Consider the following 12,266-nt stretch of genomic DNA (forward strand, 5'->3'; position numbering starts at 1 on the left):
CACTCCCCGCCACAGTTTCCACACACTCCACACATACTTCCCCACTATCCTAATTGGCATCATCTTCCTCATTCCCTTATTTATCAATCACTTATCATACATTATCTAATTTTGGCACGCGCTTTGATCTTTAATTAGACGTTAGCGAAAAGCAATAACCGATTCCTTAACACAAAGGTAGAGAATTGAAAACATATGTCTAATAATCATTAAAGCAAACGATTATGAAAAAATTAGTATTAGTAGTAGCAATGTTTATGTTTGTTTGTGGTGGTTCATTCCTTGTAAAGGCTCAGAGTTCTGCAGAAGCTGTGACAGCCCCGACAGAAATCAATGCAACAGTTGTCAATGATACAGTAGTAAAAGATACTGTAACTAAAGAAGACGCGCCTGCAAAGGCATCACTGGTTGCACTCGCCGCCAATGTCAATGATACAGTTGTCACAGACACTACATCAAAAGACAAACCGGCTGAGCCTGTCAAGGAATAACCTTGCCAACAACATGCAGGACATAGTCTGCCGAAGAATAGTAAGCACACTACAAAAAAAGCCATCCCTACTTTCGTCTATTCCGGGGATGGCTTTTTTATTATCCTATCTTCTTACAATCATTCTGTAGGAGTACTTGTTTCCAATATCGGATCTGTTTTCCAACTTGAAACAATATTTGCCGCCTCTGCTTCGAAGCTCTTTCCTGCCAAGGACACAAATGTCTTGGTATTACCATTTCCATTATTGAATAACCAATTAGCTACCATTCCATCCTTATCCTCACTCAACAACTTGCCGCTCTGCTCGGAGATCTGTTGATCCGACAAGGCTTTTGTCCAAATACGGGCATAACTGATAGCTCCGTTCAACCGGCGTTTACCATCAGACTGGCCGATGTAGAAATCAGAAGTAAGATTGATCTCTTTCAAATCATCCGGCGTACCGTTTGATAATTGAAGCGTTTCTCTGACACCATTTACATACAATGCAATCCGTTCGCTTCCGCTCTTACTATTATCCAATACCACAGCCACATCATACCACTTATTGGTTTCTATCTTAGTAGAGCCCTCATAGCGAATACTACCTTTATCATCTGCAGCAAGCTGAAGGAAACGTTCCTCATCATTGCTTCCTCCCTTATGCACATCGACACGCAGCAAGAATTTCTTCTCTATACCCATCACCGTATTAATCCGGGCATTTCCATTGTCATTGCCATTCAACGACTCAATGTTGAAACGAGCCTCAAATGTGAGCGTACTCAAATTCTTTAGCGATTCATCTGCCGTACCATTATATTCAAACGGTACTTTAAAGTAATTACCGCTACCCAGGTTTGCCACTTTATCTGCCTGTACCACCGTTACGGTCAGACTTAATTCCTGTTCCGCTTCGTCTCTGACAAACACGGTAGTGATACCCGCTTTCTTACCTATTAAATTGAAACGAGTGTCATCCACCTGCTGAATAGCTACAATCTCTTCATTCTCTGCTGTCAGACTATAACCTCCGTTTCCTTTTTCTACCGTAATCATGATCTTATTGTTGACTCCCACTCTCGGTGTCAGATTGGAGACATCGATAGAAATCGGATTTACCGTCACCTGAACCACTGCCTGTTTTCCTTTATGGTCTGTAAAAGTCACTGTTGTATGTCCGTTCTTCAAACCTGTCAAAGTATAGAAAGGACGGAACTGATCTGTATTAACCATGCTGACAACCGTTTCATCCTCCACCTCATAAGACAATTCATCATTGCTGGAAAAGTTTCCCATGCTGACAATCAGTTGCTTTTCACCGGCAACTTCCAAGATCACCTCCGGTTCATTCACTTCCAATTCAAATACACCTACATTCACAGAAATATTGGCAACTACTCCTTCTCCATCCATTACTTCGACGGTAGTGGCCCCATTCTGTGAGCCACTTTTTACAGTTATCAATTCGCCGGAAACGGTAGCCGTTGCAATGGCAGTGTTGAAACTTCTCACGGTATAGTTTCCGTTTCCAACCACTACATTCACTTTGGCTTCCTCATTCTGCCCGATACGTATTACCGGTTTGTTCACAATCAACTCTATCAAGTCTTTAGCCACATCGTCGTCGTCATCGTCATCACAACCTGTAACGGCAAACGATAATACCGACAAAAGCAACAGACACATATATGTATAGATTCGTTTCATCTGATTTTCTTTTTAAAGTTATACATTCCTACCGGTTTACCATCCGGGATTTTGTTCAATGGTCGGTGTCTTCTGCAACTCACTCTGGCGAATCGGGAACAGATAATGCTGAATAGAGAACGTACGTTCTTCCACGCAGAAACGCTCCATTCTATATTTCACACCGTCAACCGTAATGGCCCCATTCTCATCCTGCACCGGACGCATTCCGTTAATCATTCGCTGGCAACGGGGCAATGCACCGTTATTGGCAGCCCAGTATTTCTGTGTACGTTTTGAATTGTCACTCCCGCTCGATTTCCAAAGGCTTTCCTTTGCTAGCTCTTCCTTACTGGTGGGTTCCAGATACAAGCGGCAAGTCCACGGACGTTTTCCTTCATAAAAAAGTTCCACGCGACGTTCGCGCTGAATGTATTCACGCATCAACTGTTGATTAGTCTTTACTTCCGGCGGCATCGGTTTCATAAAAGAACGTTCACGAACCGTATTCACCAATTTATAAGCTTCATCGATATCCTCGCCCAATTCATTACAAGCCTCTGCATAAATATAAATAAACTCCGGAAGACGCCAGATGGCGGGCGCATTGATACTGAAGTTACCGGATTTGTTCCATGACTCCTGTTGGAATTTACGTAAATAATAACCGGTAGTAGTTGCATTGGTAGCACCAATCTTATCGGAACCACTCGCCGTATTGATCGTTTTCGACTCGTTCTTATTATTACGGTAAGGAGCTCCGTGATAAATTACATCACGATAGAAACGCGGGTCACGAGTACCTTTCACATACGGATTAGTATCATCATAGCCACCTTTGCGGGCTTCTGCCGAATATACCGGATAGCCATAATCACCTACGATATATTCGTATTCATCCACTTGTTCCTGCACCGGTTGCTGGCGCGAACTTCCCTCACGGCTGGGCGGATAAATATCACCCTGCCATGCCTGATCCTTGCTCTTCGTCATAAAGAACACATACTCATTGGCAAAGGCATCCATATCATAAAACATATCCCACAAACGAGCATATACACGGCTGTCATTCAGATTACCGTCAGCCGGATCCTTGAAATCATTTGCATCATGTTTCGTATAGAGAGAATAACGCTTGGTTCCGCCGACTTCGAAATCCAGAACGGCTTTAGCCGCTTCTTTGGCTTTTCTCCAACGAGTAGCATCATAAGCATACTCATTTTCAAACACACGACGCAAGTTGTATCCATATTGAGAAGCACCGTTCCACAACGGAGTAGCCGCTACCCAGCGAACAAAAGAAATCAATCCCAGACAGGCTCCCTTATCCACACGCCCAAAATTCTCGGAAGTTTTCACATATTTATTAGGAACCATGCCATAAGCAGTTTGCGCATCCGTCACAATCTTTTCAACCATCGAATGAACAGATTCTTTCTTGAAGTCCATATTATCTCCGGCATTAATCACACGGTCAATATAAGGAGCTTCGCCATACATACGCAATAACAGCATGTGGAAATAACCACGCATGAAATACATCTCACCGATACGGTTGCGAAGATCACCATCCTGCTGTGGGTTGTCGGGCGTGTTATACTTCTGTACATTTTCTATAATCAGGTTCGCTTTACGGATTCCTTCATAAAGAGCTTCCCAATATTGCCCTACACTACCGGGCAAAGAATTCGGGTTCCAGGCACCGTTATTGAAGTTATTCGTAATGTTTCCCTCTACGTTGGTTCCTTCACATTCGTCCGTAATGGCACTGTTGCTGAAGTGCTCGAAGAACACCAGCGGACGGTCTGCTTTCTTTGCAGCCGCGTATACGTCGGAAACCAGTCCGTTCACTTTTTCGTAACGGGCAAAAACGTCCGCTTCCGTAATATTATCATCATCGTCCCGATCCAGGTAATCGCTACATGAAGTAAAGACCAACGGCAGGACCAATAAAGCAATTGCTGAAAATCTATATAACTTTTTCATATTTCTATCTTATTTAGAATGTTATATCAATACCAAAATTGAATACCTTTTGAATAGGATACCAGGAAGCTCCGTCTCCGGATTTCGTTTCCGGATCTATATCCACATCACCCAGTTTATCAAAAGTCAACAGATTCAGACCTTGTACATAGATACGTGCCTGTTGCACATGGAATTTACGTAATAATTTGGGTGATACATTGTAACCAAATTCCACATTCTTAAGACGCAGGTAGGAAGCATCATACAAAAACAAACTACTGTTTCCATTCTTGTTGTTATCATGTGTTCCATAATGCAATGCCGGATATTTGGCAGTAGCAGCCGTTTCCGGTGTCCAACGGTCCAGATGCATTTTCTTCACACGTCCGATCTTATCTTGTTCAAATTGCGGGAAGTCAAATACAGCAGCCCCATTCAACAGAATAGATGATTTTGTCGCACCTTGCAATAATACACTAAAATCAAAGTTCTTATACTGGAAACCGAAAGGAATACCGAACATCAGTTCCGGACTACGCGGATTTCCCATTACCGTACGGTCTTCATCATCAATCACTCCGTTACGATCCAAATCCTTATAAACAACATCTCCCGGAATTAATTGTCCCCACGGCTGATAACCGATCTTGTTCAAACGGTCAGCCTCTTCCTGATCGGCTACAAAATGATCGAACACATAGACGAAGTTTTCGTATAAACGTTTACCGGTTTCTTTACGCCAGGAGTTCTTGCGGGCAACTTCCGCTTTATATTCCAGACGGTTACGGGAGAAAGTCAGGTTCGGACGAATATAGTAACGGAAATCCTTTCCAATCTTATCATTCCAGCTCAATTCGATATCCACACCACGGTTGCTTACTTCACCCAGATTCTGTAAAGCTGCATCTTTACCTACAATGTCCGGATATCCCATGATACCGTCACTGTTCATATCTGTAATAATGTCAAAACGATATTCGTAAAATGCATCTATCGTCAATGCCAAGCGTTGATTCAGGGTAGTAAAGTCGATACCGACATTCAGTTTACGTGCTTTTTCCCAAGTCAGATTCGCATTAGCCAAATTACCTTCGGAAGTTCCGCCTACATTCGTACCAAAGTTATTACCGAAATCATAACCGCTACCACCACCGTAGAAAGCCAGATATGGGAAACGGCTGCTGACGTTGTCACTACCTACCAAACCATAGGAGGCTCTTACTTTCAGGAAGTCAATCCAGGAAGCCTTTTTCATAAATTCCTCTTCAGAGACTACCCAACCGATTGAACCAGCTGGGAAGAACCCGTAACGTTTGCCCGGAGCGAAGTTCTCGGAACCATTGTAACCGAAGTTAAATTCCATCAGATACTTCTGATTATAATAATAAGCAAAGCGTCCGGTGATACCCTGGCTATGATAAGCCAATTCATTGTTAACAGTACGGTTACCACGGTTTGCCAATAACATGGCTGTCACTTCGTGGCGGTTGCTAAACAAACGGTTGTAATCCAAACGTGCCTGTATATAAGTACGTCCGTCAGAAGCGTTATGACTGAATCCGTTGCCGATAGTCTGGTCAATATCATATTTGTTACCCGTTTTGTAAGCACCCGTATAGTGTCCGCCTGCCATATAAGCATCCGAACCTTCGATCGGCATAAACGTCGCATATTTCGGATATTCACGATAACCGTCTTTGTAAGTATCCAGTTTGCGATTAATCCATCGTCCTTCAGAAGCATCATAAGAGAACATCACTTCCGCTTTTAATCCTTTCGTCAGAAATTCCATATCCAGATTCATGGCAAAACTACCATTCAGATACGTGTTCTTTTCATTCAGATAACCGGTACGGCTCAATTCACCCAGAAGATTGTAACGGTAGATATTGTCACCATAAAGCATACCACGAGGATTTTGCTGAATGTATTCCTCATTCTGCGGATGCGCATTTTCTTCCACCAGAATGGGCAGATATGGAGGCTGGGTAGCACAGATGGTCATCAGGCGACCGGCTGTTGTACCCGGTGCATTACGGTCGGTAATACGGGCCCCCAAATCCAAACGGGTACTCAAATAACGATTAATGTTGATATCGATGTTCGAACGGAAGTTGTAACGGGTGAACTTGGTTTGCGAGTCATATTCACCGGCATTCGAATATTTGTAGTTACCGCCTTGTGAAAAGTAATTGGCCAATACATAATAACGTACCTTGTCCGTACCGCCACGGATGGAGAGGCTGACATCTTCCTGCAAACCGGGTTTGAAAGCAAAATCATAATAATCCCAGTCATATCCCAAACCATCGGAGTTGTCTCCTTTCGCACGGCGGAAATTGTCAATCGCCTGTTGAGAGAAAAGGTTCAAACTGCTGATGTCTGCGCCCGTCATCTTGGCATCGTTCAATCTGGCTTCATTATATAAAGTTGCATAATCGGCAGAGCCTAAATATTCGGGGAAACCGATCGGCTGGTTAATACCGATAGAGGCTTTCAGGTTCACGGTTGCCTTTTCCGCTGCCTTACCACGTTTGGTAGTAATAACGATTACACCATTTGCACCACGGATACCATAAGCGGCAGTGGCGGAAGCATCTTTCAGGATAGTGAATGTTTCAATTTCATCCGGTGCGAGGTAACTCATGTCACGTTCGATTCCATCGACAATGACAATGGCACTCTGGTTACCGTAAGTTGCCTTACCACGGATAAACAATTCACTTTGATCCACACCCGGTTCACCACCCGCATACTGGTTTACAATCAACCCCGGCAGACGTCCGGCAAGCGCATTGTTGATATTGGCAGTAGGACTTTGCGTCAGATCTTTTGTCGTGATGGTAGCAACAGAACCGATCATCGTTTCTTTACGTTGTTTGGTATAACCAACTACAACCACTTCCTGCAATGCTTTCGTATCTTCCTGCAATAAGACAGTCAGTTCTTTCTTTGCACCGGGAACAATCTCCTGTGGCTGGTAACCCAGATAAGAAAACACCAACGGAGCTTCCGCATAAGGCAGTTTAAGCGTAAACTTACCATCCATATCCGTAATCGTACCTGCATTGGCTACTCCTTTCACGACAACAGACACACCGATCAACGGATCATTTGTCGTCTTGTCCAATACCGTACCCGACACTGTTATCTTATTGCTTTGTGTGGCCTGCACCTTTGCCGTTCTTCCCGTTTGCGCCACACCCTGCAAAGGTATACCTGCAAGAAGAGTGCAAGAAACAGCCACCAGACAAATATTTCTTTTTATATGTATCATCTTTCTTTTCGATTTTCTATGTGTAATAAATCAATCTTATTCCTCTGCTTTCTTACCGAAATCCGGTCCGACCCAGTTGGCCTTTTCCGTTGCTTTACCTTGCACCCAGTCTTCATAACGGGCACGGATTTCAATCATTGTTGCTCCCGGGACTTCCGCATTCAAGGAGATTGTCAGGCGATCTTCCCTGTTGTCGCGATTACCAAAGGCCGGTGCTTTTGCCCAGTCGTACTCCCACACATAATAGCCTTCGGGATGAGCCAACGTCCAAAGCACATCAGAACAGCTGCGCAATGCAGCGATAAACTTATTCTTGGTCTTTTCCGGATAAAGGCTGTTAGTCGGCTGTTTCACCATATCCAGGAAGTAACGGACAAATATTCCACGGAATAAAAGATTATCTCCCGAATTTCCTTCACCACTGAATACCGGATAGTTAGAGTCCATTTTCTTATTTACCTGATAAGAGCCGAAAGCAACCGCATTACGAAGATATTCCTCCTCACCGGTAGCATTGTACAATTCCAAGGCAGCCGCCATAAATGTTCCCTGATTATAAGACAAAGCTACTTTATCAGGATCTCCCGGTGTACCGTCATCTTTAATACTCAAATTATCATATACCTGTCCGGTGGAAATATCACACAGATAAGCCGTCATCCAGTTGTATACCTCTTTGGCGAAGTTCAGGTAATAAGCAGCCTGCTCTTCCCAACCGTCTTTAGCCTCCTTAATGGTGAGCTGATATAACTTCATAGCCAACAGGCAACCGGGACCATTGGAACAAGACATACGCGAAGCCGGCGCATCCGTTTTCCATGCCATTCCTCCTGCCCCTTTGTAGTCATTCTTTGCTCCCTTGATATGATTCCACATCTTCATCAATGCACTGTAATAATCAGGATCACCAGTCAACTCGTATACCCGCAGGGAAGCTAGTGCCATCCATTCCATATCATCATAGAAGTTATTCCAAAAATCCTTGCCACCATAACCGCAATGCTCATTCCAGTCATCAAAAGCCGGCAGGAAAGGTTTCATGATGTTTTCATACAAATAAGTCTGATATTCGGGATTGTTCGCATGGCGGATATAAGCATCGGTGATAACATCCAATGCATGTCCCTGTGACCAACCACCGCTACCGCCTGTACTTGTTGGTTCTCCGGTTTCCGGTGTATTCGGTTTTTCCCAATAGATGCTTCCGCAAAAGGTATTCCGTCCACTGGCATTCTCATAGAAATATTTGATATATGTTCCTGTACTTTTGTCGGCTGCATCCGTCCAGTTCACATCCGACACATATTCGCCGGATGAGTTACCTTTGTAGATGTCTCCCAAATCGCCATCGTCACAAGCTGCGAATATTGCCAGTGCACCGCTTAACAGCAAAACTCTTTTTGATAATGATACTATATAGTTCTTCATATTATTATTAAGTTTTAATCTTCATTCGTTTCCGAAGCTACCCAACGGTGGGTATACGTTCCAAGCTCTGCGTTGAAATAAAGGGTTACATCGGTTTTCACCGTAGCATAATATACATTTCCCTGTATAGCACCCCACTGCAGTAATTCGTCGCAGAAACGGAAACTATAATCCCAGGCATCAGTACCCAATGCTAATTGATATAGATTATAATAACTCTTATCGGTATCCAAATTAGGCTGTCCCTTATCTCTTTCCTTATGTCCCCAACGGTAAGTCGTTCCGTTGATCTCCATCTTAAAGCTATGACGGGTTTCACCGCTTCCTGCCCAATCCTCTTTTTGCTTACGTGCTGTATAATTCTTCACGCCCCATTTGCCATATCCCAGATAGTCGAAGTTTTGTCTGTACCCTCCAGACTGGTTATAAAGATATACGGCTCCTATCTCATCATAACTGATGGTTTGTTCACCCATATTGATGGTAATACGATAAATACCCGATTGAGGGACAGTCACCGTATATTCTTCACCATCGTTACGTTCACGCAGCACTCCATTATCGTCTACATAATAATAACACTTACGACCTTCGACAGTAGACATAAAGACAAACGGCTGGTTGGCTTTCAATTGAGTGAAAGTCTGATAGATTCCTTCATTCTGACGGAGCATTTGTTGTGCTTCCGCTTCATCACCATCATCTTCCGTACCCACACCCGTGATGTAAACCGGGTCATTTTCAGCAGGCATATCATCGATGCCATCCATCATGAAGATCACGAAATAGCCTTCCAGACTACTAAGAGCCTGATCCAATCCGCAATAAGCACGCACCTTCCAACGCAGTGTGCCGTTGGTATTGCAACGGAATTTAGCCAGTTTACCTATTGTGTTTGCCTGATAATGGGTTAAAGTCAACTGTGATTCCAAACCGTTATTGTCAGAAAAGATCGTTTCTACCGGTTTGGTAAAGTCGCCCCCGATCGTATCAATCAATACTTCATAACGATATACTGTATTTCCGTGTTTTTCGGTAGGCGTCCATTTCAGAACAATATCTGTCAACGAAGCACCCGAAAGTACTACCCGCTCGCCACTAGCCATTGCATCCATGGTTCTAACAGGTTCAGGCGGAACAATCGGTTCATAATCATCCGGATCAAATCCCGGATTCAGTTTATTGTCACAAGCCGTCAGTCCGATAAGAAAAAACAGCAGGGCAAATTTGATTAGTTTTTTTGTTATCATATTGTTTCTCATATTATTATATTCCTAGTTTTAGTATGAATGAGGACATTCAATTGGTTCAAAGCGGCTCTTATCTCCATTATAAGTTGCAGGAAGTTCCGCTCCCCAGGCAGGTTTATTTTCGCTTATATTCTGCAAACAAACTTGCGCATCCAATCCGTTGCCGCCATTTCCCCAATTTTCAAAAACTGTAGTACCTCCGACACCTTTCGAGAATACCCAATATCCCATCAAGTCAGAGTGTTCTTCTGCATTAAGGATTTTGCACATATTCGCTTTAATTTCACTTTCGTCCAACGCTCTCTTCCACATCCGTGCCTGATAAACTTTGCAATATCCTACCCGATATGAATCTCCGGAACGTCCAATCAACAGTGCTTTATCATTTCCACCTACATCTGTCAGATTGAGAGATGAATTAGGGGCACAATCCTCATAAGAGTTATCTGCAGGAGTCAACGTTTCTCTCACCCCGTTTATATACATTTTATAAGCCTCTTTAGTACTTGATTTCGTTCCATCATATACAATGGCTATATGATACCATTTACCCGGAGTCTTACGTCCACCTTCCGAATCATCGCAATAAATAGTTTGCTGACTACGGAAACGGGGATCACTCTTACCATTAATTTTAGTGGCTATTTCAAAACGCGGATTCACATCCTTAGCTTCTGCACGAAGCAGGAATACACTTTCCAAACCTATAAACGATTGCATAGAACGAGTATAAGTCGGGTAGAACACAACCTCAAAAGTAAGCTGATTCATACTTTTCACCTCTGAATGTGATTCGGCATACTTTTTAATATCAATTTTAAAGCATACGTCATATTCCATACGATAACATACCGGATTCACATAAACTGGTAACGTCAATTTCTGACCTGCCGCATCAGACAGTTCCAGTGTGGTAGCCCCGAGCTTCTTTCCTGTTAGTTTTAACTTGGTAGCCCCGTCTTCCGTAATCAATTCTGCGGTTTTCAAATAGGTTTTATTATCATCTGTGAGTTGTGCCAACTTATAATCACCATTTCCTCTGGTAATAGCTATTTCTGTAGATGCCTCATAACCACCGATGATTAAAGAAGTTGCTTCATTTTCCAGTTTAAGGTTATATGGATTCACTTTCACCGAAATCTCCTCCACAGAACCTTTCTGGTCTGTCACAATCACTTTCACATCACCTCTAGCTTTGGGTTTCAAGGTAATCAAGTTCTCTTTTTCAGTAGCTTCCACAATCGTTGCATCCGTAGTAGGCTCGCTGTCTCCCACCTGATAAGTGAAACTATATCCGCCATTACCTCTCTCAATAGAGATATATTGAGATTCGGCATCCGGTTCGGCAAAAGTGGCTTCATTACTTTTCAGTGTCAGATCCACGATGTTCACTACCACAGGAATAGTGATTGTCTTACCTTTCTTATCTGTTATCGTAATATTTACCGGATCGGCTCCAGTCTCGAACTTGGCAGTCAACGGAATAACTTGTCCGGATAGTTCACCCACTTCCAAAAACTTATCAGCACCTTCCGGTATGGAAATCTGATAATCTCCGTTACCGGTCAAAATCTTCACCAGTCTCTTTTCACCGATAAAAAGGTCAAAACCTTCTTCCGGTGCATCTACCGTCAAATCCCAGAGTTTTGCTACCCGAACCAGCACTCTAGCCACTTTCTTACGTCCATCTACTATTAATATAGTAGTTTCCGTACGGTTATTTTCTTCCAACTGGCTATTTTCGGTAGCTTTAATAGTCACCTTATTACCATTGATTGTAGCCGTCGCCACGTTTTCATCAAATGGCTTCACATAATAATCGCCATTACCGGAGGTGATACTCACCGTAATTTCGTCTCCTTGTAGTAGTGTCACCGAATTATTATCGACAACCAGATCTGTTGCCGGTTTCACTTCCTGTTCTTCTTTATCATCACTGCACGAACCCATAAAAAATGGAATGGTCAATGCTGAAAGAAATAAAAAACTAAGTTTCCTTTTCATTAGATTAAAGATTAATAAATTAATACTTTTCAAGTTTATCTACTTAAAACTTCGATGAGACAAAGATAAAATCACTAAACTCTACCAAAAGAAAATTAACTATCCTTTTTTACCTTTTGGCACGGATATTTACTATATTAACACGGATATTTACTTCTTCTTTTTCTTTAAAAATTCC

General features: G+C 42.9%; 7 protein-coding genes. 1 reads left to right on the top strand and 6 read right to left on the bottom strand.

Annotation, left to right across the window (positions count from 1 at the left end; all coding sequences use genetic code 11):
* The first annotated feature begins 224 nt into the window (after nt 1–224).
* Nucleotides 225–491 (top strand): hypothetical protein, encoded by a 267-nt coding sequence (locus DW862_RS00165; protein WP_004299920.1) that lies wholly within the window; start codon nt 225–227, stop codon nt 489–491.
* Nucleotides 492–610: 119 nt separating this feature from the next.
* On the opposite strand, the gene DW862_RS00170 is transcribed toward DW862_RS00165, so the two are convergent.
* From DW862_RS00170 to DW862_RS00195, 6 genes are read right to left on the bottom strand one after another with little or no spacing between them, the layout of a single operon-like run.
* Nucleotides 611–2,182, bottom strand: a complete 1,572-nt coding sequence (locus DW862_RS00170; protein WP_004310443.1) for a LamG domain-containing protein — start codon at nt 2,180–2,182, stop codon at nt 611–613.
* A 36-nt stretch (nt 2,183–2,218) separates the two neighbouring features.
* Entirely contained in the window at nt 2,219–4,147 is a 1,929-nt protein-coding gene (locus tag DW862_RS00175; RefSeq protein WP_004299918.1) for a RagB/SusD family nutrient uptake outer membrane protein, read from the bottom strand.
* 13 nt (nt 4,148–4,160) lie between these two features.
* On the bottom strand, nt 4,161–7,406 hold the full coding sequence (locus DW862_RS00180) for a TonB-dependent receptor (protein ID WP_120067063.1): 3,246 nt from the start codon (nt 7,404–7,406) through the stop codon (nt 4,161–4,163).
* A gap of 36 nt (nt 7,407–7,442) precedes the next feature.
* Nucleotides 7,443–8,834 carry a glycoside hydrolase family 76 protein gene (locus DW862_RS00185; RefSeq protein WP_004313036.1) on the bottom strand — a complete coding sequence of 464 codons (1,392 nt, stop codon included), beginning with the start codon at nt 8,832–8,834 and terminating at the stop codon, nt 7,443–7,445.
* 14 nt (nt 8,835–8,848) lie between these two features.
* Nucleotides 8,849–10,096: a SusE domain-containing protein gene (locus DW862_RS00190; RefSeq protein WP_008018369.1), complete on the bottom strand. Its 1,248-nt coding sequence runs from the start codon at nt 10,094–10,096 to the stop codon at nt 8,849–8,851.
* A gap of 18 nt (nt 10,097–10,114) precedes the next feature.
* The gene (locus DW862_RS00195) at nt 10,115–12,088 is read right to left on the bottom strand and encodes a LamG-like jellyroll fold domain-containing protein (RefSeq protein ID WP_120067064.1); all 1,974 of its coding nucleotides are present in this window, start codon (nt 12,086–12,088) and stop codon (nt 10,115–10,117) included.
* Nucleotides 12,089–12,266: the final 178 nt, after the last annotated feature.

The sequence above is a fragment of the Bacteroides sp. AM37-9 genome (assembly GCF_003603455.1).
Classification (GTDB): domain Bacteria; phylum Bacteroidota; class Bacteroidia; order Bacteroidales; family Bacteroidaceae; genus Bacteroides; species Bacteroides xylanisolvens.

Bases quoted from the DNA above. Each gene is read 5' to 3' on its own strand.
- DW862_RS00185 (WP_004313036.1), bottom strand. From the start codon at position 8,834: ATGAAGAACTATATAGTATCATTATCAAAAAGAGTTTTGCTGTTAAGC.
- DW862_RS00190 (WP_008018369.1), bottom strand. From the start codon at position 10,096: ATGAGAAACAATATGATAACAAAAAAACTAATCAAATTTGCCCTGCTG.
- DW862_RS00170 (WP_004310443.1), bottom strand. From the start codon at position 2,182: ATGAAACGAATCTATACATATATGTGTCTGTTGCTTTTGTCGGTATTA.
- DW862_RS00195 (WP_120067064.1), bottom strand. From the start codon at position 12,088: ATGAAAAGGAAACTTAGTTTTTTATTTCTTTCAGCATTGACCATTCCA.
- DW862_RS00165 (WP_004299920.1), top strand. From the start codon at position 225: ATGAAAAAATTAGTATTAGTAGTAGCAATGTTTATGTTTGTTTGTGGT.
- DW862_RS00180 (WP_120067063.1), bottom strand. From the start codon at position 7,406: ATGATACATATAAAAAGAAATATTTGTCTGGTGGCTGTTTCTTGCACT.
- DW862_RS00175 (WP_004299918.1), bottom strand. From the start codon at position 4,147: ATGAAAAAGTTATATAGATTTTCAGCAATTGCTTTATTGGTCCTGCCG.